This is a genomic window from Paraburkholderia lebeckiae, assembly GCF_050436225.1.
GTDB lineage: Bacteria > Pseudomonadota > Gammaproteobacteria > Burkholderiales > Burkholderiaceae > Paraburkholderia > Paraburkholderia tuberum.
In genome coordinates, this window is sequence record NZ_JBNDLU010000002.1 from 1,053,876 (window position 1) to 1,074,037 (window position 20,162).

The 20,162-nt window shown below is 63.5% G+C and carries 17 protein-coding genes; 14 read left to right on the top strand and 3 right to left on the bottom strand.

Translation table 11 applies throughout. The features are described from left to right. Window positions 1-125 precede the first annotated feature (125 nt). From aceE to lpdA, 3 genes are all read left to right on the top strand, one after another. Window positions 126-2,822 carry a pyruvate dehydrogenase (acetyl-transferring), homodimeric type gene (gene aceE, locus OKW45_RS19565; RefSeq protein WP_429470576.1) on the top strand — a complete coding sequence of 899 codons (2,697 nt, stop codon included), beginning with the start codon at window positions 126-128 and terminating at the stop codon, window positions 2,820-2,822. 83 nt (window positions 2,823-2,905) lie between these two features. Continuing rightward, window positions 2,906-4,576, top strand: coding sequence for a dihydrolipoyllysine-residue acetyltransferase (gene aceF, locus OKW45_RS19570; RefSeq protein WP_429470578.1), 1,671 nt, complete (start codon window positions 2,906-2,908; stop codon window positions 4,574-4,576). A gap of 140 nt (window positions 4,577-4,716) precedes the next feature. Then, window positions 4,717-6,501 (top strand): dihydrolipoyl dehydrogenase, encoded by a 1,785-nt coding sequence (gene lpdA / locus OKW45_RS19575; RefSeq protein ID WP_429470579.1) that lies wholly within the window; start codon window positions 4,717-4,719, stop codon window positions 6,499-6,501. 318 nt (window positions 6,502-6,819) lie between these two features. On the opposite strand, the gene OKW45_RS19580 is transcribed toward lpdA, so the two are convergent. After that, entirely contained in the window at window positions 6,820-7,395 is a 576-nt protein-coding gene (locus OKW45_RS19580) for a phasin family protein (RefSeq protein WP_013089827.1), read from the bottom strand. A gap of 746 nt (window positions 7,396-8,141) precedes the next feature. Between OKW45_RS19580 and pbpG the strand changes: the two genes are divergently transcribed. Then, window positions 8,142-9,329 (top strand): D-alanyl-D-alanine endopeptidase, encoded by a 1,188-nt coding sequence (gene pbpG / locus OKW45_RS19585; protein ID WP_018417517.1) that lies wholly within the window; start codon window positions 8,142-8,144, stop codon window positions 9,327-9,329. Window positions 9,330-9,467: 138 nt separating this feature from the next. On the opposite strand, the gene OKW45_RS19590 is transcribed toward pbpG, so the two are convergent. Beyond that, entirely contained in the window at window positions 9,468-10,292 is an 825-nt protein-coding gene (locus tag OKW45_RS19590) for an IclR family transcriptional regulator (protein WP_018417518.1), read from the bottom strand. A 180-nt stretch (window positions 10,293-10,472) separates the two neighbouring features. On the opposite strand from OKW45_RS19590, the gene OKW45_RS19595 reads away from it, so the two are divergent. Further along, on the top strand, window positions 10,473-11,195 hold the full coding sequence (locus OKW45_RS19595; protein WP_018417519.1) for a (Fe-S)-binding protein: 723 nt from the start codon (window positions 10,473-10,475) through the stop codon (window positions 11,193-11,195). Between the two features lie 111 nt (window positions 11,196-11,306). Next, a complete protein-coding gene (locus tag OKW45_RS19600; RefSeq protein WP_026225293.1) occupies window positions 11,307-12,722 on the top strand; it encodes a lactate utilization protein B in 1,416 nt (471 codons plus the stop codon). A gap of 95 nt (window positions 12,723-12,817) precedes the next feature. On the opposite strand, the gene OKW45_RS19605 is transcribed toward OKW45_RS19600, so the two are convergent. Continuing rightward, window positions 12,818-13,345: a hypothetical protein gene (locus OKW45_RS19605; protein ID WP_429470581.1), complete on the bottom strand. Its 528-nt coding sequence runs from the start codon at window positions 13,343-13,345 to the stop codon at window positions 12,818-12,820. Window positions 13,346-13,619: 274 nt separating this feature from the next. Here OKW45_RS19605 and OKW45_RS19610 point away from each other — a divergent pair, with 274 nt between their 5' ends. From OKW45_RS19610 to hscA, 8 genes are all read left to right on the top strand, one after another. After that, a complete protein-coding gene (locus OKW45_RS19610; protein ID WP_018417522.1) occupies window positions 13,620-13,859 on the top strand; it encodes a hypothetical protein in 240 nt (79 codons plus the stop codon). A gap of 154 nt (window positions 13,860-14,013) precedes the next feature. Beyond that, on the top strand, window positions 14,014-14,511 hold the full coding sequence (locus OKW45_RS19615; RefSeq protein ID WP_018417523.1) for a low molecular weight protein-tyrosine-phosphatase: 498 nt from the start codon (window positions 14,014-14,016) through the stop codon (window positions 14,509-14,511). 163 nt (window positions 14,512-14,674) lie between these two features. Then, window positions 14,675-15,205: a Fe-S cluster assembly transcriptional regulator IscR gene (gene iscR / locus OKW45_RS19620; RefSeq protein ID WP_018417524.1), complete on the top strand. Its 531-nt coding sequence runs from the start codon at window positions 14,675-14,677 to the stop codon at window positions 15,203-15,205. A gap of 83 nt (window positions 15,206-15,288) precedes the next feature. Next, a complete protein-coding gene (locus tag OKW45_RS19625; protein WP_018417525.1) occupies window positions 15,289-16,512 on the top strand; it encodes an IscS subfamily cysteine desulfurase in 1,224 nt (407 codons plus the stop codon). Window positions 16,513-16,584: 72 nt separating this feature from the next. Further along, complete coding sequence (gene iscU, locus OKW45_RS19630; RefSeq protein WP_013089817.1) at window positions 16,585-16,998, top strand: Fe-S cluster assembly scaffold IscU; 414 nt, start codon at window positions 16,585-16,587, stop codon at window positions 16,996-16,998. A 78-nt stretch (window positions 16,999-17,076) separates the two neighbouring features. Further along, entirely contained in the window at window positions 17,077-17,400 is a 324-nt protein-coding gene (gene iscA, locus OKW45_RS19635; protein WP_018417526.1) for an iron-sulfur cluster assembly protein IscA, read from the top strand. A gap of 138 nt (window positions 17,401-17,538) precedes the next feature. Further along, on the top strand, window positions 17,539-18,066 hold the full coding sequence (gene hscB, locus OKW45_RS19640) for a Fe-S protein assembly co-chaperone HscB (protein WP_429470583.1): 528 nt from the start codon (window positions 17,539-17,541) through the stop codon (window positions 18,064-18,066). A gap of 165 nt (window positions 18,067-18,231) precedes the next feature. After that, window positions 18,232-20,103 (top strand): Fe-S protein assembly chaperone HscA, encoded by a 1,872-nt coding sequence (gene hscA / locus OKW45_RS19645; protein ID WP_429470585.1) that lies wholly within the window; start codon window positions 18,232-18,234, stop codon window positions 20,101-20,103. The last annotated feature ends 59 nt before the right edge of the window (window positions 20,104-20,162 follow it).

The window sequence follows — 20,162 nt, forward strand, 5'->3', positions numbered from 1 at the left end:
TCGTAATTTGAAAATTTGGTTGCGCTGACGTCTGGACCCTCATTACAATCGCCGGGAGCTGCCGCGGCCATTCCTGCGTCCGCGTCGTCTGTTCAAAAGTGCGTTCCCATATCCAGGAGACGAGCATGTCCGCTGTACCCGACGAAGTCATGAAATATGTCGCCGCCGATAAAGACGACGATCCCCAGGAAACCGGCGAATGGCTGGAAGCGCTGGATGGCGTGATTTCTGCTGTTGGCCCTGACCGTGCCCACTACCTGATCGAAAAACAGATCGAATTCGCACGCGTGCACGGCGAACATCTGCCGTTCTCCGCTAACACTCCTTACATCAACACGATTCCGGTCGCGCGCCAGGCCAAGAACCCCGGCGACCAGGACATCGAGCACCGTATCCGCTCATACACCCGCTGGAACGCGATGGCGATGGTGCTGCGCGCCGGCAAGGAAACCAACGTCGGCGGCCACATCGCGTCGTTCGCGTCGGCCGCCACGCTGTACGACGTCGGCTACAACCACTTCTGGCACGCACCGTCGGCCGAGCATGGCGGTGACCTCGTGTTCGTGCAGGGCCACTCGTCGCCGGGCGTCTACTCGCGCGCGTTCCTGCTCGGTCGCCTGACCGACAAGCAGCTCGACAACTTCCGCCAGGAAGTCGGCGGCGAGGGCATCTCGTCGTATCCGCATCCGTGGCTGATGCCGGACTTCTGGCAATTCCCGACCGTGTCGATGGGCCTGGGTCCGATCATGGCGATCTACCAGGCGCGCTTCATGAAGTACCTGCAGGCGCGCGGCATCGCGAAGACCGACGGCCGCAAGGTCTGGGCCTTCCTCGGCGACGGCGAAACGGATGAGCCGGAATCGCTCGGCGCGATCGGCATGGCCGGCCGCGAGCGTCTGGACAATCTCGTGTTCGTGATCAACTGCAACCTGCAGCGTCTCGACGGTCCGGTGCGCGGCAACGGCAAGATCATCCAGGAACTCGAAAGCGAATTCCGCGGCGCCGGCTGGAACGTCATCAAGGTCATCTGGGGCAGCCGCTGGGACGCGCTGTTCGCGCGCGACAAGTCGGGCGTGCTGATGCGCCGCATGATGGAAGTGGTCGACGGCGAGTACCAGACGTACAAGTCGGAGTCGGGCGCGTTCGTGCGCGAGCACTTCTTCAACACGCCGGAGCTGAAGGCGCTCGTCGCCGACTGGTCCGACGACGACATCTGGAATCTGAACCGCGGCGGCCATGATCCGCACAAGATCTACGCGGCGTTCACGGAAGCGTCGAATTCGAAGGGCCAGCCGACCGTCATCCTCGCGAAGACGATCAAAGGCTACGGCATGGGCGAAGCCGGCCAGGCGATGAACATCACCCACCAGCAGAAGAAGATGCAGGTGGAGCAGCTGAAGAAGTTCCGCGACCAGTTCCGTCTACCGATCACGGACGAGCAGATCGTCGACGTGCCGTACCTGACGTTCGAGGAAGGCTCGAAGGAACTCGAATACATGCGCCAGAAGCGCATGGACCTCGGCGGCTATCTCCCGGCGCGTCGTCAGAAGGCCGAGTCGCTGCCGGTGCCGGAACTGTCGGCATTCGAGCCGCTGCTCAAGGGCACGGGCGAAGGCCGCGAGATCTCCACGACGATGGCGTTCGTGCGGATCCTGAACATCCTGCTGAAGGACAAGACGCTCGGCAAGCGCGTCGTGCCGATCGTGCCGGACGAATCGCGTACGTTCGGTATGGAAGGTCTGTTCCGTCAGATCGGTATCTGGAATCAGGACGGCCAGAAGTACGTGCCGGAAGATTCCGACCAGCTGATGTTCTACCGTGAGTCGGAGACCGGTCAGATCCTGCAGGAGGGCATCAACGAAGCCGGCGGCATGGCCGACTGGATCGCGGCCGCGACGTCGTACTCGACGCACGGCGAGATCATGATCCCGTTCTACATCTTCTACTCGATGTTCGGCTTCCAGCGCATCGGCGACCTCGCATGGGCCGCTGGCGACATGCGCTCGCGCGGCTTCCTGCTGGGCGGCACGGCGGGCCGCACGACGCTGAACGGCGAAGGCCTGCAACACGAAGACGGCCACTCGCTGATGTGGGCGGCTTCGGTGCCGAACTGCATCAGCTACGACCCGACGTTCGGCTACGAACTCGCGGTCATCGTGCAGGACGGTCTGCGCCGCATGGTCGCCGACCAGGAAGACGTCTACTACTACGTCACCGTGATGAACGAGAACTACGAGCACCCGGCGATTCCGCAGGGCGAGACCGTGGCGGCCGACATCATCAAGGGCATGTACTCGTTCAGCAAGACCGCAGCCGATAAAAAGGCGCCGCACGTGCAACTGATGGGCGCAGGCACGATCTTCAACGAAGTGATCGCCGCGGCCGACCTGCTGAAAAACGACTGGGGCGTCAACGCCGACTTGTGGAGCGTGCCGAGCTTCACCGAGCTCGCGCGCGAAGGTCACGAAGTGCAGCGCTGGAACCTGTTGCACCCGACCGAAGAGAAGAAGCTGTCGCACGTCGAGAAGCTGCTGAAGGATGCGCCGGGTCCGGTCATCGCATCGACCGACTACGTGCGCGCGCTGACCGAGCAGATCCGCGCGTTCGTGCCGCAGAAGTTCGTCGTGCTGGGCACCGACGGCTACGGCCGTTCGGACACGCGCGAAAAGCTGCGTCACTTCTTCGAAGTCGATCGCTACTGGGTCACGGTCGCCGCGTTGAACGCGCTGGCGGACGAAGGCTCGATCGAACGCAAGGTGGTCGCCGAGGCGCTCAAGAAGTACGACCTTGATCCCGCCAAACCCAACCCGATGACCGTCTAAGGCATCACCCGTGTGCCATGGCGTACGCGCCCGCTCCTCATCGCGAGGGGCAGGCGGCGTGCGCGGCCCAGGAGACACTAACAATGAGTCAAGCGATCGAAGTCAAGGTGCCGGACATCGGCGATTACAAGGACATCCCTGTGATCGAGGTGCTGGTGAAGGCGGGTGACACCGTCGAAAAAGAGCAATCGCTCGTTACGCTGGAATCCGACAAGGCGACGATGGACGTGCCGAGCTCGGCCGACGGCGTCGTCAAGGAAGTGAAGGTCAAGGTTGGCGATGCGGTGTCCGAAGGCACGCTGATCATCGTGCTGGAAGGCGCCAACGCCACTGCCGCGGCGCCTGCGGCGGCTGCCGCGCCGGCTCCTGCTCCGGCTCCGGCTCCTGCTCCTGCGCCGGCGGCAGCTCCCGCTGCGGCGCCCGCCCCCGCGGCGGCAGGCGGTGGCGTGCAGGAAATCAAGGTGCCGGATATCGGCGACTACAAAGACGTCCCCGTGATCGAGATCGCGGTGAAGGTCGGCGATCGTGTCGAGAAGGAACAGTCGCTCGTCACGCTCGAATCCGACAAGGCGACGATGGATGTGCCCAGCTCGGCCGCCGGTGTCGTCAAGGAAGTGAAGGTCAAGGTTGGCGATACCGTGTCGGAAGGCTCGGTCATCGTCGTGATCGAAGCGGAAGGCGGCGCTGCCCCGGCACCCGCGCCGGCACCGGCCGCGAAGGCGCCGACTGAAATGCCGTCCGACGCGCCGGCCACGCCGACTCCGGCACCGGCCGCGCCGTCCGCGCTCGCGCAGGCGCCGCTGATCCCGGCTGGAGAAGGCGGCTCGCGTCATCCGAGCCATGCGTCGCCGTCGGTGCGCAAGTTCGCGCGCGAACTTGGGGTGGACGTGGGCCAGGTGAAGGGCACCGGTCCGAAGGGCCGCATTACGCAGGCCGACGTGACCGCGTTCGTGAAGGGCGTGATGACGGGCCAGCGCGCGGCGCCGGCTGGTGCGGCCGCGCCGGCCGCCGGCGGTGGCGAGCTGAATCTGCTGCCGTGGCCGAAGGTCGACTTCACGAAGTTCGGTCCGATCGATCCGAAGCCGTTGTCGCGTATCAAGAAGATCTCGGGCGCGAACCTGCATCGCAACTGGGTCATGATCCCGCACGTCACGAACAACGACGAAGCGGACATCACCGAGCTCGAAGCGCTGCGCGTCAAGCTGAACAAGGAACACGAGAAGGCGGGCGTCAAGTTCACGATGCTCGCGTTCGTGATCAAGGCCTGCGTGGCGGCCCTGAAGAAATTCCCGACCTTCAACGCGAGCCTCGACGGCGACAACCTGGTGTTCAAGCAGTACTACCACATCGGTTTTGCCGCTGACACGCCGAACGGCCTCATGGTGCCGGTGATTCGCGACGCGGACAAGAAGGGCCTCGTCGACATCGCGAAGGAAATGGCCGACCTGTCGAAGGCCGCGCGCGAGGGCAAGCTGAAGCCGGACCAGATGCAGGGCGGCTGCTTCTCGATCTCGTCGCTGGGCGGTATCGGCGGCACGCACTTCACGCCGATCATCAATGCGCCTGAAGTCGCGATTCTCGGCCTGTCGCGCAGCGCGATGAAGCCGGTGTGGGACGGCAAGCAGTTCGAGCCGCGCCTGACCATGCCGCTGTCGCTGTCGTACGACCATCGCGTGATCGACGGAGCGGAAGCCGCGCGCTTCAACGCATACCTCGGTTCGATTCTTGCCGATTTCCGGCGTGTGATTCTTTGACCGGCTGGTGAGGTTCGCCGGCGCGGGCGCGGATGGTTTCGACCGATCCGCCTCGCGCCGTCCGCGCGTTCGCATTCCCGTGCGCTGTACGCGAGCGCGAACGCGCTGCTCATCATCGGTCAATAAGAGAAGGGGACACCATGAGTCTCGTCGAAGTAAAAGTGCCGGACATCGGTGACTTCAAGGACGTCGACGTCATCGAAGTCAACATCAAGCCGGGCGACACCATCGAAAAAGAGCAGTCGCTGCTGACGCTCGAATCCGACAAGGCGTCGATGGAAGTGCCGAGCGATACCGCCGGCACCGTCAAGGAAGTGCGTATCAAGCCGGGCGACAAGGTCTCGCAGGGCACGGTCATCGCGCTCGTCGAGGCAACGGCGGGCGGCGCGGCTGCGGCCGCGCCGGCGCCGGCGCCGAAAGCGCCCGAGAAGGCGGCTCCCGCGCCGGCGCCTGCTGCTGCGGCGCCGAAGGCAGCCGCACCGGCTGCGCAAGCCAGCAGCTATTCGGGCAGCGCCGACATCGAGTGCGACATGCTCGTGCTCGGTTCGGGCCCCGGCGGTTATTCGGCCGCGTTCCGCTCCGCCGACCTCGGCATGAAGACCGTGCTGGTCGAGCGTTATCCGACGCTCGGCGGCGTGTGTCTGAACGTCGGCTGCATCCCGTCGAAGGCGCTGCTGCACACCGCGCTCGTCATCGACGAAGCGGCTGATCTTGCCGCCCACGGCATCACGTTCGGCAAGCCGCAGATCGATCTCGACAAGCTGCGCGATTTCAAGTCCGGCGTGGTCAAGAAGCTGACCGGCGGTCTCGCCGGCATGGCGAAGGCGCGCAAGGTCGAAGTGGTGGTCGGTACGGGTGCGTTCGCCGATCCGAACCACATGGAAGTGCAGACCGAGGGCGGCAAGAAGGTCGTCAGGTTCAAGCAGGCGATCATCGCAGCGGGCTCGGAAGCGGTGAAGCTGCCGTTCATTCCGGAAGATCCGCGGGTCGTCGATTCGACCGGCGCGCTCGAACTGCGCCAGATTCCGCAGCGCATGCTCGTGATCGGCGGCGGCATCATCGGTCTCGAAATGGCGACCGTGTACTCGACGCTCGGCGCGCAGATCGACGTCGTCGAAATGCTCGAAGACCTGATGACCGGCGCGGACCGCGATCTGGTCAAGGTCTGGGAAAAGTACAACAGCAAGCGTTTCGCGAACGTGATGCTGAAGACCAAGACCGTCGCCGCCGAAGCGAAGGACGACGGTATCTACGTGTCGTTCGAGGGCGAGCAGGCGCCGGCCGAGCCGCAACGCTACGACCTCGTGCTGGTGGCCGTCGGCCGCTCGCCGAACGGCAAGCGGATCGGCGCGGAAAAGGCCGGTGTCGCGGTGACGGATCGCGGCTTCATCGAAGTCGACAGGCAACAGCGCACGAATGTGCCGCACATCTTCGCGATCGGCGACCTCGTCGGTCAGCCGATGCTCGCGCACAAGGCCGTGCACGAAGGCCACGTGGCGGCGGAAGCCGCGCATGGCGAGAAGGCGTACTTCGACGCGCTGCAGATTCCGTCGGTGGCCTATACCGATCCGGAAGTGGCATGGGCCGGCAAGACGGAAGACCAGCTGAAAGCCGAAGGCGTCAAGTTCGGCAAGGCGGTGTTCCCGTGGGCCGCATCGGGTCGCGCGATCGCCAACGGTCGCGACGAGGGCTTCACGAAGCTGCTGTTCGATGAGCAAACGCATCGCGTGATCGGCGGCGGTATCGTCGGTCTGAATGCGGGCGACCTGATCAGCGAAGTCTGTCTCGCGATCGAGATGGGCGCGGACGCAACGGATATCGGCAAGACGATCCATCCGCATCCGACGCTCGGCGAATCGATCGGCATGGCGGCCGAGTTGTATGAAGGCGTCTGTACCGATCTGCCGCCCGTCAAGAAGAAGTAACGCGGTGCACCGCGCCTGCGTGACGACATGCGGGCGCGGCAAAGCCGGTCGAGCCGTACGGCAAAGAAAAACGGCGCGCTCCATGTCGGAGCGCGCCGTTTCTGTTTTCGTGGCGGCCGGTAGCGGGCAAAAAAATCCCGGCTTGGCGGCCGGGCAAACGATACGTCATTGCAACGTATCGGAGCGTTCGGCTCATCAAACCGTATAAGCGGCAACGGCACGACGCTGTTGCTTGCGATAACGCCGGCGCAGCGCATAGGCTGGGCCGGCGTGAAAGACGCCGCCAGGCATAAAGCCTGGCGTGTTGACGCGTAAAGCTTAGACGGCCTTCTTGGCAGCGGCGCGCGATGCTTGCGCAGCGGCTTGCGAAGCTGCCTTCGAAGCGGCCGTTGCAGCTGCGTTGAAGTTGCTTTCGGCGATTTCGACAGCCTGGCGGGTTGCCTTGTGGACCGTTTCGTACGTGGTGTTGGCGGCGGTGATAGCCGATTTCATCACGGCGACAGCGGTTTCCGAACCGGCCGGTGCGTTCTTGGCCACGTTTTCGACGAGCGCCTGAACCTTGCGGTTTTGCTCTTCGAATTGCGCTTCCGCGACGCGGGTGAATTCACCCTGCGTTGCCGAAACGATTTCGTACACATGGCGGCCATACGACAGCGCCTTTTCAGCCACCGGCTGCGCGAGGCTTGCTTGCAGTGCCAGCAGTTCCTGCGCGTCCTTCACGGAAAGCGCGCGTTGGGCATTTTCCTGGCTTTCGGCGAGCGTCGACTTCACAACTTGCAGGTTCAGTTCGACCAGCTTTTCGACACCTTCAAATGCTTTGGTCGTCAGGCCGAACAGGGTTTCGAAGTTGGCTTTCTGGGCTGCGGCGAATTGCTCAGGGGTCAGCAGAGTCATGGTTTACGCTCCTGGATCGCGGCCGGTCTGTGCGGACCGCGTTGGGTGGGTGGCAAGACGCGGATTCATCGTCTGCCCGGACCGCGATGTATTGTGCATCGCAGCAATGGTTCCCATTTTAGGATGGCTACAAGGAATGTCAAGCGTTTTTTGTGCATCGCACAATGTTAAGAAAATGCTGACAAAACAACAGCTTATGCAGTAGGCATGTCATTAATATGACCCGGAACGATTGCGCGTTGCACCGTGCTGGTGCGACATAAAATAACTGATCGGCAGGCCGTCGGGAGATTATTTTTCCGTGTAGCAGCGATTCGCCCCTGAAAAACCAATTCTCGTCGATTCGATGTAAACCACAAGTTGACAAGGAACGTTAAAGAACGATGGCAGTCGAACGCGCGTTAGCGACTTTCGTCGGACACTTAAAAGTCTGTCGCACGTTCGCAACGCCTTCATGGCGCGGTGCAGTAGTTTCCGCCTGTGCTCTGACAGTATTTCCCCGGATCAAGGTTGTCTCAAAATTGCCGTTATCCTGCAAGGATCTGCTCGATTGGAGCGGGCGGCGGCAATGGCGAGGCTTGCTGGCGACGATCGTTTTTTTCGATCGAGGCACGGCACTTATTTGCGTTTTCGCGATCGGAGCTGACAAGCCGGTTTAAGGAGCGTGTATAAGTGCTTCAAATTGCTAATTTTTCGTTGCTTTACTACACTTGCGGAAACCTCTCGCCGCTCCCTATCGAACACCCATGAAAACCGACATGTTTTCGTCGCTAAAAGTGCTCCACGGCGCGGCGCGCAGCACCGCTCTGTCGGTGGCCGTCTCGCTGGCCATCGCAGCGTTCGCTACGCCTGTCAGCACTTTTGCAGCTACGTCTGCTGCAACCGCAAAAACTTCCAAACACGCTAAAACTGCCAGGAAACCGGCGCAGGCGGCCGCCACCGAAAAGGTGTCGAGCCATGCGGCGAAAGCCGGCAAGGGCGAGGCCGTGAAAGGCGCTGCCGCGGATGAAGATGCGCCGCACGCCGGCGTCAAACGCAAGCGCGTCACATTCACGGCGAACGGCCGGCACCGTTCGGTGATGCGACGCGTCGCGTACGAGCCGCGCCAACCGAGCGTCGGCCAGGCGTTTGGTCTGCACGAGACGCCGGACGCGCTGATGCTGCGCTCGAGCGTCGCCTATGTGATCGACCAGAACAGCGGCGAGACGCTGTTCGACAAGAACTCGCGCGCGGTGGTACCGATCGCATCGATCAGCAAGCTGATGACGGCGATGGTGGTGCTCGATTCGAAAGAGCCGATGACCGATCAGATCGAAGTCACCGACGAAGACCGCGACTACGAGAAGAACACCGGTTCGCGTCTGTCGGTGGGCTCGGTGCTGTCGCGCGAGGACATGCTGCACATCGCGCTGATGGCGTCGGAAAACCGCGCGGCGGCGGCGCTGTCGCGCTACTACCCGGGCGGCCGTCCGGCGTTCCTCGCGGCGATGAACGCGAAGGCGAGGCAGCTCGGCATGAGCGACACACACTTCGAGAACCCGACCGGTCTGACGAGCATGAACGTGTCGAGCGCGCGCGATCTCGTGAAGATGGTCAACGCGGCGTATCAGTACCCGTTGATCCGCAAGTTCTCGACCGATCACAGCTATGAGGTGTACACCGGCAAGCGCACGCTCGCGTACAACAGCACGAACGCGCTGGTGCGCAACCCGACGTGGGACATCGGTCTGCAGAAGACCGGCTTCATCAACGAAGCGGGCGAGTGTCTCGTGATGCAGGCGACCATCCACGGCCGGCCGATGATCCTGGTGCTGCTCGATTCGTCGGGCAAGTACTCGCGGTTCGCGGACGCGACGCGTCTGCGTACGTGGCTGGACAACGGCGGCGACCAGCCGCGTATCACGAGCGCCGATGCCGGCGGTCCGGGCACCTGAAGCCGCAACACATACTCAGCCGGTGGTAGTCAGTCCGGCTGCAGAGAAAAAGCCTCGCGGATGCGAGGCTTTTTTATTGGCGTTGACGAAGGCACGACGGGAAAGGGTGCAACCGCGACCCGACGGCCGCTGCGTCGCCTACGAATGCTGGCTGTGGGAACTGTGCGAAGCGTGCGAATGGTCTTGCTGCGCCTGCGGCCGGTAGCCGAGCGATTCCGAAATCATCAACGCGGTCTGGCTCAACTGCCCGAGCCACGAATCCTGCAAACGATCGGCCGGCGCCGACAGCGACAGCCCCGCGACCAGCTTGCCGGTATCGTCGTAGATGCCGGCGGCGATGCAGCGCACGCCCAGCTCCAGTTCCTCGTTGTCGCGCGCGCAGGCCTGCTGGCGCACATGCGACAGCTCTCGCTCGAGTTTCGCGAGATCGGTGATGCTGTTCTGCGTGTGGCCCGACAGACCGGTGCGGGTTGCGTAGGCACGCACGCGGGTGGCTTCGTCGGCCGCGAGGAACAGCTTGCCGACCGAGGTCAGATGAAGCGGCGCGCGCCCGCCGATCGCCCGCACCACCTGCATGCCCGAGCGCTCCGAATACGCGCGTTCGATATAGACGATTTCGTCGCCCTGACGCACCGACAGGTTCACGGTCTGCCCGGTCTCGCGGTGCAGCTCGCGCATCGGCGTGAGCGCCGCGTCGCGCACCGACAGGCGCGCCTTGACGAGATTGCCCAGTTCGAGCAGGCGCATGCCGAGACGGTAGGTGCCGGGGTCTGAGCGGTCGACCAGCCGGCACATCACCATATCGTTCAGGATGCGGTGCGCGGTGGATGGATGCAGCTCCGTGCGGAGGGCCAGTTCTTTCAGGCTGACCGGGTCGCTATGCGCCGCCAGTGCGTCGAGCAGGCGCATCATGCGTTCGATCACCTGGATCGAAGTTTTGGGATCCGGGTTCGTATCGCTCATATGAGAATTGGTGAATGCGTCAAACTGCGGAAATTGATTGTATCTCGTATTGTGAAAAAAGCGAACGCGCTTCGAGGCGCGTTTCCAATCCAGCGCGGCGTACTTCCTATGCCTTCCGGCCGTTGGTATTGCACCACCAAACAGCGGATAATCAGGGACGTTTCCCCGAAAGGAGGGCTCATGCGAGTCGGATTGTTCGTCACGTGCCTGATTGACCTGATGCGTCCCGAGATCGGTTTTTCGGTCATCAAGCTGATCGAAGGCGCCGGTTTCGAGGTCGTGGTGCCGCCCGCGCAAACCTGTTGCGGCCAACCTGCGTATAACTCGGGAGACCGCCGCCTCGCGCGCGACCTTGCCGAGAAAACGCTGCGCGAGTTCGAACAGTTTGACTATGTGGTGGTGCCGTCGGGCTCGTGCGGCGGCATGATCCGCGCGCACTACGGCGACCTGTTCCGCGACGATCCCGAACTGATGAACCGTTTCGGCCGCCTGCGCGGCAAGGTGTTCGAACTCACGGATTTCCTCGTCAACGTCGCGAAGGTGCAGTTGCAACCGGGCGAGTTCACGGGACAGGTGACTTATCACGACTCGTGTTCGGGCTTGCGCGAACTGGGCGTCAAGGAACAGCCGCGCGAACTGCTCGCGCAGGTCGGCGTCTCGGTCACCGAGATGAAAGGCTGCGAGCATTGTTGCGGCTTCGGCGGCACTTTCGCGGTCAAATACGGCAATATCTCGACCGCGATCGTCGACGAAAAGTGCGCGAACATCGCCGCGAGCGGCGCCGGTGCGGTGGTGCTCGGCGACCTCGGCTGCATGTTGAATATCGAAGGGCGGCTGCGCCGCAACGGCGACTCGACGACGCGCGTGCTGCATATCGCGCAGGTGCTGGCCGGCGACGTGTAATCCCCGCGCGGCGAACACCGCCATTGTTCGCGTCACGTTTATCTTGTCTGTCACGCATTGCGTCGGGCGCGAATGCGCCGCGCGTTTCACTCCGATCTCATCAGGACCGCCATGCAAGTCCAATCGATGCAGTTCAAGGCTCGCGCCGGTCAGAAACTCGCCGACCAGCGCCTGCAGCAGAACCTGACCAAGCTGTCCACGAAGTTCGTGTCGGCGCGCGCGAGCGCGATGACCGCGATCGATTTCCCCGCGACGCGGGCCGCGCTCAAGGAGCGCCGTGATCGCGCGCTCGAAAATCTCGACGTGTGGCTCGAAACCTTCGAGCGCGAGGCGACCCGGCGCGGCGTGACTGTGCTGTTCGCGGAGACCACGCAAGAGGCCGCGCGGCTCGTCGGCGACATTGCGCGCAAGCACGACGTGAAGAAGGTGATCAAGACCAAGTCGATGGTCACCGAGGAAATGCGCCTGAACGAAGTGCTCGGGCAGATGGGCGTGCAGTCGATCGAAACCGACCTTGGCGAATACATCCTGCAGATCAACGATAACGAGCCGCCAAGTCACATCATCGCGCCGGTCGTTCACAAGGATAAGGACGAGATCGCCGATCTGTTCGCGAAAACGCATGGCCGGCCGCGGCTCACCGAGATTCCCGACATGACGCGCGAGGCGCGCGAGATGCTGCGGCCGCATTTTCTGAGCGCGGACATGGGCGTGACGGGCGGCAATTTCATCATCGCGGAAACGGGCTCGGTCGCGGTCGTGACCAACGAGGGCAACGAAGGCATGTGCACGGTGATGCCGCGCGTGCATGTCGCTGTCACCGGCATCGAGAAGGTGCTGCCGACGCTCGAGGATCTCGCGACTGCTATGCGCCTGCTGCCGCGTTCGGCAACCGGCCAGGCCACCTCGAACTATTTTTCGATGCTGACGGGGCCGCGTGGCGCGGGCGATCAGGATGGGCCCGACCAGATGTACGTGGTGCTCGTCGACGGTGGCCGCACGGGGCTGATCGGCGGCGACTTCCAGGAGATGCTTCGCTGCATCCGCTGCGGCGCGTGCATGAACCATTGCCCGGTGTATCAGAAGGTCGGCGGGCACGCGTATGGCTGGGTCTATCCGGGGCCGATGGGGTCCGTGCTGACGCCGAGCTATGTCGGCATCGACAAGGCGCTCGATCTGCCGCAAGCGGCGACGTTATGCGGCGAATGCAATAGCGTGTGCCCGGTCGGTATCCCGCTGTCCGATCTGTTGCGCAAGCTGCGCGAAAAGCAGATGGAGCGACACCTACGTCCGTGGAAGGAGCGCGCCGGGTTGGCGCTGTGGGGCTGGCTAGCGCTGCATCCCGATGCCTATGCGCTCTTTACCAAACTCGCCGTGCGCGTGCTGGAGCGCATGGGCGGACGCAATCGGTCGATCGCCAAACTGCCGCTCGGCGGCGCGGGCTGGACCGATACGCGCGACATGCCGGCGCCGGTGGGTCGTACGTTTCGCGAGTTGTATGCCGCGCAGCGCAGCCATATTGGCTGAGCGGGCGGCATTGGGATTGGTTTGACGGCTGCGCGCTCGCGCAACCGTCGAGATGGGCGAAGAAGCCGGCGGGATACTTCAGCGCCGCTCCGTCTTCAATGTTCGGTAATCTGCCCCGGATGACGCGCGGGTGCATTTCTCCCCAAATCGTTGCCTCGTCCGCCGCCGTTGCCGGCTTGCGGCTGGCCCGGCGGCGGGCCGCCCGCGCCGGGATGCGGGCCGCCATTGGCGCCACCAGGGCCGTGCGGACCGCCCGCTGCGCCCTGCGGCGGCGGGCCGCCGTGCGGTTGTCCAGGACCGCCGCCGTTGTTGCCACGACCGTTGCCGTGATCGCCGTGGTGCCAGTCGTTGTCGTTCGGGTGACCGCGATCCGGATAGCCGCGATAGCCGGAGCCCGGCGCCGGGCCGTAGTAGCGTCCCGGACCGTAATCGCCGTAGCCGAGGTACACATTGGTTTGCGGCACGAGCGCGGCGCCCGGGGCGTATGCGGAATCGTCATAACCGTTGTAGCCGCTATAGGCGCCGTAGCCGTTGCCGTACATCGGCGTGCCGTCCGGATAGACCGCGCAGCCGCCGAGCAGCGCAGCGGCCACCAGGCCAGTGAGAGGTGCAATGCGTTTCATTTTGTGGGGCCAATGCCAGTGCAAAGAAATGTAGGGGTAAGAATAAGACCATTATTATGGCCGTCCGTCGCGGCGGCTTTGTATGCGTTTGTAAGCTTTACTTTTGTGTGCCAGCGATGCGCCATTCGTTCCCGCAAGAGGTCTCAATGGACTGTTTCGTGTCGAGCAACGATCTATCTCGCGCGGCCGGGTTTTTCCCGATTGTGAATTCCTATAGGATTCAATTAGGGCATAGCGCGTCATAAGCTCATACGCCCCTAATTGAAAAACCATCATGAAAAACACAATATCGGTGTACTGGCCCATAGCCATCGTTGTACCGCTCGCGGTGCTCGCCTTTCTGCATGTCAACGGCCAAACCGGTTCGCGCGCTTCGCAGATGCCGCTCGACGCCAACCATCTGACCGCCGAACTCGCACGCGCGGTGTCGTACGGCATGATCGACACGGCGTCGGCATTGCCGGCCAAGCCGATGCGTGCCGCCACGGCGACGCCGCTCGCCGAGTCATCGTAAGCCGGCGCGGCGGACCGCGACGGTCCGAAGCCGCTGGTCTTGCGTGGCTGCGCCCCGCTCGGCGCAAATCTGTCGAGATTTGTATAATCGCGGCGCAGTCCGCTGACTGTCTGACGACCTCACGCGCGGCGCCTCGAGCGTCGAAAAATCCCTGATGAAAACTGTGTCGATCTGTTTCGTTTGCCTCGGGAATATCTGCCGTTCACCGACGGCGGAGGGCGTGATGCGTCATCTGGTCGACGAGGCGAAGCTTGCGGACTGCATCCTGATCGATTCGGCCGGCACCGGCGATTGGCACATCGGCGCGGCGCCCGACGAACGCGCGCAACACGCGGCGCGCCAGCGCGGCTATGCGCTCGACGCGCTGCGCGGCCGCCAGATCACGGTCGCGGACTTCGAGCGCTTCGATCTGCTGATTGCCATGGACGACCGAAACGTCGCCGCGTTGCGTCAACTGTGCCCGCCCGCACAGCGCGACAAGATCCGTCTGCTGATGGAGTTCGTGCCTGAGTCGGATGGCCGCTGGAGCGGCGCGCGAGAGGTTGTCGATCCGTATTTCGGCGGCGCGGAAGGCTTCGAGTTGGTGCTCGATCAGTGCGAAGCAGCCTGCCGCGGGCTGATCGCCGCGCTGCGCCCGCAGTTGCTCGCGTAGGCATCGGGCGAAGAATGCAGACGCATCACACGGGTGGGGGCGCGGCGTCGAAGTATGGTGATCAATTAAGCGAATGACACAAAATTCACCGCACATACTTGACTAAATCGCTCATGTATTTATACTTGACCAAACTTGTCGAGAATTGCGGTTCCCACATCATATGAGACTCACCACGAAAGGCCGTTTCGCCGTCACGGCGATGATCGACCTGGCGCTGCGCCAGGAGCAGGGCCCGGTGACGCTTGCGGGTATCAGCCAGCGCCAACACATCTCCCTGTCGTATCTCGAGCAGCTGTTTGGCAAGCTGCGCCGTCATGAAATCGTCGAGTCCGTGCGCGGACCGGGCGGTGGCTACAATCTCGCGCGCCGTGCCGAAGAGGTGACGGTGGCCGACATCATCATCGCGGTCGACGAACCGCTCGACGCCACCCAGTGCGGCGGTAAGGGCACGTGCGAAGGCACCAAGCAGCACGACGGCCACTGCATGACGCATGAGCTGTGGTCGACGCTGAACCAGAAAATGGTCGAATACCTCGATTCGGTTTCGCTGAAGGATCTGGTCGATCAGCAGCGTTCGCGCGAAGGCACGCCGGCCGTGCTGCGCGACAGGCGCAACGACGCTCCGGCGGTCGAACCCGTCCGCGTGGCGCCCAAGGGTCCCAATTCCGTTTTCAACATGGCCGGTTCGTGAAGCGCGGCACGCAATAGAAAACCCTCGCCGCAGCCCCATATCGAACCCAGAAGCCAGAGCACATGACGTCCCCGGAGCAATTGATGAACAACGACTCTCTCCATCTGCCCATCTACATGGACTACAGCGCCACGACGCCGATCGATCCGCGTGTGGTGGACAAGATGATCCCGTATCTGCGCGAGCAGTTCGGCAATCCCGCATCGCGTAGTCACGCTTATGGCTGGACCGCCGAGCGCGCAGTCGAGGAAGCGCGCGAGCAGGTGGCCGCGCTCGTGAACGCCGATCCACGCGAAATCATCTGGACCTCGGGTGCGACGGAGTCGGACAACCTCGCTCTGAAAGGTGCCGCGCACTTCTACAAGAGCAAGGGCAAGCACATCATCACGGTGAAGACCGAGCACAAGGCGGTGCTGGACACCACCCGCGAGCTCGAGCGCGAAGGCTTCGAAGTCACCTATCTGGATGTCAAGGACGACGGTCTGATCGACCTCGACGCGTTCAAGGCGGCGCTGCGCCCGGACACGATTCTGGTGTCGGTGATGTCGGTCAACAACGAGATCGGCGTCATCCAGGACATCGAGGCGATTGGCGAGATCACGCGTGAGAAGGGCATCATTTTTCACGTCGACGCGGCGCAGTCCACCGGCAAGATCCAGATCGATCTGCAGAAGCTGAAGGTCGACCTGATGTCGTTCTCGGCGCACAAGACCTACGGCCCGAAAGGCATCGGCGCGCTTTACGTGCGTCGCAAGCCGCGTATCCGTATCGAGGCGCAGATGCACGGCGGCGGTCACGAGCGCGGCATGCGTTCGGGCACGCTCGCCACGCACCAGATCGTCGGCATGGGAGAAGCGTTCCGTATCGCGCGTGAAGAGATGGCGACCGAAAACGAGCGCATCCGCATGCTGCGTGACCGGCTGCTGAAAGGCCTGTCGCAAATCGAGGAAGTGTATGTGAACGGCGACATGGAAAAGCGTGTGCCGCACAACCTGAACATCAGCTTCAATTTCGTCGAAGGCGAATCGCTGATCATGGCGGTGAAGGACGTCGCGGTGTCGTCGGGCTCGGCGTGCACATCGGCGTCGCTGGAGCCGTCGTACGTGCTGCGAGCGCTTGGCCGCAACGACGAACTCGCGCACAGCTCGATCCGCTTCACGGTGGGACGGTTCACGACCGAGCAGGAAATCGACTACGTGATCAACCTGCTGAAGTCGAAGATTTCCAAGCTGCGCGATCTGTCGCCGCTGTGGGAAATGCACAAGGACGGGATCGATCTGTCGACCATCCAGTGGGCCGCGCACTGACGCGCCGGCTGGACGAAGCGGACATCGAACGATCATCGCATTGCAGGTTGAAACGAATCAAGGAGTGTAATCATGGCTTATAGCGACAAGGTCCTCGACCACTACGAAAACCCGCGCAACGTCGGTTCCTTCGCGAAGGACGACGACACGGTCGGTACCGGCATGGTCGGCGCGCCGGCCTGCGGCGACGTGATGAAGCTGCAGATCCGCGTCGGCGCGGATGGCATCATCGAAGACGCGAAGTTCAAGACCTACGGCTGCGGCTCGGCGATCGCATCGAGCTCGCTCGTCACCGAATGGGTGAAGGGCAAGACGCTCGACCAGGCGATGTCGATCAAGAACACGCAGATCGCCGAAGAACTGGCACTGCCGCCGGTGAAGATCCATTGCTCGATCCTCGCGGAAGACGCGATCAAGGCAGCCGTCGCCGACTACAAGCAGCGCCACGGCGAAGCAGCGGTTGCCGAAGACGGCAAGGCCGCCTGAGCAACAGGGTAAGAAAGAAGCAACCGGTGAGCGCGGCGCGAACACGCGCGCCGCGCACTCTGGCAACTGAGAAACGTTATGGCAATTACGTTGACCGAAAAGGCAGCACAGCACGTCCAGAAGTATCTGATCCGCCGCGGTAAAGGCATTGGGTTGCGCGTCGGCGTGCGCACCACCGGTTGCTCGGGCCTCGCCTACAAGCTCGAGTACGTGGACGAACTCGCGCCGGAAGATCAGGTGTTCGAGACTGGCGGCGTGAAGGTCATCGTCGACCCGAAGAGTCTCGCGTATATCGACGGGACGGAGCTCGACTTCGCGCGCGAAGGGCTGAATGAAGGCTTCAAGTTCAACAACCCGAACGTGAAAGACGAATGCGGCTGCGGCGAGTCGTTCCGCGTCTAGATTCGTTACCTTCCGCGTGCGGCGGATAAAAGGCGGCGCGGGCCGCCTTTTTAGTTTTGATCCGCGCTCCACTGAACCGGTCACGCCTGACAAGGCCCAACGTCTCCATACCAGTTTTCATCAACGGACTTTAATCCGATGGTCTCGCTGAACGACAGCCATTTCGACCTATTTGGTCTGCCGGCGCAATTCGCGCTCGACGCGAGCACGCTCGATCACGCTTACCGCACCGTGCAGGCGCAGGTGCATCCGGATCGCTTCGCGGCGGCCGGCGATGCGCAAAAGCGTATCGCGATGCAGTGGGCGACGCGCGCGAACGAGGCCTATCAGACGCTGCGCGATCCGCTCAAGCGCGCGACCTACCTGCTGTCGTTGCGCGGCATCAACGTCGGCGCGGAGAACAACACCGCGATGGAGCCCGCGTTCCTGATGCACCAGATGGAGTGGCGCGAGAACATCGAGGACGCGGCCGCGGCGAAGAACGTCGACGCGCTCGACGCGCTGCTCATCGAGTTGCGCGACGAGGAGCGTCGGCGCTTCGACAAGCTCGGCGCATCGCTCGATAGCGGCGCGAATCAGGCGGCGGGCGAGGCGGTGCGGCAGCTGATGTTCATCGAGCGCGTCGCGTCGGAAATCGATGCCCAGATCGAGCGGCTCGAAGGCTAGCGCGGTTTCGTGCGACGCGCGCAAAAGCGCGGCGCGGGCAAGCAGCAACAGTAGGCAGCGACGTAGTAAGCGACAAACAAAAAATCAGAGCGGCCGCGAGCCGCGGCATCACCCCCAGCAACGCGAACATTCAGGACGGGGCACGACGTCCCCGAGAAAATCCAGATGGCCTTACTGCAAATCTCCGAACCCGGCATGGCGCCGGCGCCTCACCAGCGGCGTCTGGCGGTCGGTATCGATCTTGGCACCACTAACTCCCTCGTCGCCGCCGTGCGCAGCGGCCTGCCCGATGTGCTGCCCGACGAAGACGGGCACGTGCTGCTGCCGTCGGTGGTGCGTTACCTGGAGCAGGGCGGCCGTCGCATCGGCCGCCGGGCGAAGGCCGAGGCCGCGAGCGACCCGCGCAATACGATCGTGTCGGTCAAGCGCCTCATGGGTCGCGGCAAGGCTGAGGTGGAGGGCGCCGAAAACGCGCCGTACGACTTCGTCGATGCACCCGGCATGGTGCAGATCCGCACCGTCGACGGCGTGAAGAGCCCGGTCGAGGTATCGGCTGAAATTCTCGCGACGCTGCGCCAGCGCGCCGAAGACACGCTCGGCGACGAGCTCGTCGGCGCGGTAATCACGGTGCCCGCTTACTTCGACGAAGCGCAGCGCCAGGCGACCAAGGACGCCGCGCGTCTCGCGGGGCTGAACGTGCTGCGTCTGCTCAACGAACCGACCGCTGCGGCGATCGCCTACGGTCTCGACAACGGCGCCGAAGGTTTGTACGCGGTCTACGACCTCGGCGGCGGCACCTTCGACCTGTCGATCCTGAAGCTCACCAAGGGCGTGTTCGAAGTGCTCGCGGCGGGCGGCGATTCCGCGCTCGGCGGCGACGACTTCGACCACACGCTGTACCGCCATGTGCTCGAACAGGCCGGCATCGCGCCGCAGACGCTCGCGCCGCACGACGTGCGCCTGCTGCTCGATAGTGTGCGCGAGGCCAAGGAGGCGCTGTCGAGCGCGTCGCAAACTAGCCTCAAGCTCACGCTTTCCAACGGCACCGCGCTCGACCTGACGATCGACGAAGCCACTTTCGAGACCATCACGGCCGCGCTGGTGCAACGCACGCTGGGCCCGACGAAAAAGGCGCTGCGCGACGCGAAGGTCACCACGAAGGAAATCAAGGGCGTCGTGCTGGTCGGCGGCGCGACGCGCATGCCGGTGATCCGCCGCGCGGTCGAGGCGTTCTTCGGCCAGCCGCCGCTCGTCAACCTCGATCCGGATCAGGTCGTCGCACTCGGTGCCGCGATCCAGGCCGATCTGCTGGCCGGCAACCGCGGGGCGGAAGGCGACGAGTGGCTATTGCTCGACGTGATTCCGCTGTCGCTCGGCGTCGAGACGATGGGTGGTCTCACCGAAAAGATCATTCCGCGCAACTCGACGATTCCAGTCGCGCGCGCCCAGGATTTCACGACCTTCAAGGACGGCCAGACCGCGATGGCGATTCACGTCGTCCAGGGCGAGCGCGAGCTCGTCAGCGATTGCCGTTCGCTCGCGCGCTTCGAGCTGCGCGGCATTCCGCCGATGGCCGCCGGCGCCGCGCGCATTCGCGTGACCTATCAGGTCGACGCCGACGGCCTGCTGTCGGTGTTTGCGCGCGAGCTGGCGTCGGGCGTGGAGGCATCGGTCGTCGTGAAGCCTTCGTATGGCCTCGCCGACGACGACATCGCGCGCATGCTCGAAGACAGCTTTTCGACCGCTGAAATCGACATGCGGGCGCGCGCTCTGCGCGAGGCGCAGGTCGAAGCGCAGCGTCTCGTCGAAGCGACCGACGCGGCGCTCGCCGCCGACGCCGAGCTGCTCGACGACAGCGAACGCGCCGAACTCGACGCGCTGCTCGCCGCGCTGCGCAACGTCGCGCCAGGCGAAGACGTCGGCGCGATCGAAGCCGCGACGAAGGCGCTCGCCGAAGGCACCGACGAATTCGCCGCGCGCCGCATGAACAAGGGAATTCGCCGCGCGCTGGCGGGACGCAAGCTCGACGAGATCTGAACGGGCGAACGTAGCGAAGGCCGCGCACGCGCTATGCGCGTTGCGTGAGCGAACCGGCA

Coding starts and splice junctions, on each gene's coding strand:
- aceE (WP_429470576.1), top strand. CDS start 126: ATGTCCGCTGTACCCGACGAAGTCATGAAATATGTCGCCGCCGATAAA.
- aceF (WP_429470578.1), top strand. CDS start 2,906: ATGAGTCAAGCGATCGAAGTCAAGGTGCCGGACATCGGCGATTACAAG.
- lpdA (WP_429470579.1), top strand. CDS start 4,717: ATGAGTCTCGTCGAAGTAAAAGTGCCGGACATCGGTGACTTCAAGGAC.
- OKW45_RS19580 (WP_013089827.1), bottom strand. CDS start 7,395: ATGACTCTGCTGACCCCTGAGCAATTCGCCGCAGCCCAGAAAGCCAAC.
- pbpG (WP_018417517.1), top strand. CDS start 8,142: ATGAAAACCGACATGTTTTCGTCGCTAAAAGTGCTCCACGGCGCGGCG.
- OKW45_RS19590 (WP_018417518.1), bottom strand. CDS start 10,292: ATGAGCGATACGAACCCGGATCCCAAAACTTCGATCCAGGTGATCGAA.
- OKW45_RS19595 (WP_018417519.1), top strand. CDS start 10,473: ATGCGAGTCGGATTGTTCGTCACGTGCCTGATTGACCTGATGCGTCCC.
- OKW45_RS19600 (WP_026225293.1), top strand. CDS start 11,307: ATGCAAGTCCAATCGATGCAGTTCAAGGCTCGCGCCGGTCAGAAACTC.
- OKW45_RS19605 (WP_429470581.1), bottom strand. CDS start 13,345: ATGAAACGCATTGCACCTCTCACTGGCCTGGTGGCCGCTGCGCTGCTC.
- OKW45_RS19610 (WP_018417522.1), top strand. CDS start 13,620: ATGAAAAACACAATATCGGTGTACTGGCCCATAGCCATCGTTGTACCG.
- OKW45_RS19615 (WP_018417523.1), top strand. CDS start 14,014: ATGAAAACTGTGTCGATCTGTTTCGTTTGCCTCGGGAATATCTGCCGT.
- iscR (WP_018417524.1), top strand. CDS start 14,675: ATGAGACTCACCACGAAAGGCCGTTTCGCCGTCACGGCGATGATCGAC.
- OKW45_RS19625 (WP_018417525.1), top strand. CDS start 15,289: ATGAACAACGACTCTCTCCATCTGCCCATCTACATGGACTACAGCGCC.
- iscU (WP_013089817.1), top strand. CDS start 16,585: ATGGCTTATAGCGACAAGGTCCTCGACCACTACGAAAACCCGCGCAAC.
- iscA (WP_018417526.1), top strand. CDS start 17,077: ATGGCAATTACGTTGACCGAAAAGGCAGCACAGCACGTCCAGAAGTAT.
- hscB (WP_429470583.1), top strand. CDS start 17,539: ATGGTCTCGCTGAACGACAGCCATTTCGACCTATTTGGTCTGCCGGCG.
- hscA (WP_429470585.1), top strand. CDS start 18,232: ATGGCCTTACTGCAAATCTCCGAACCCGGCATGGCGCCGGCGCCTCAC.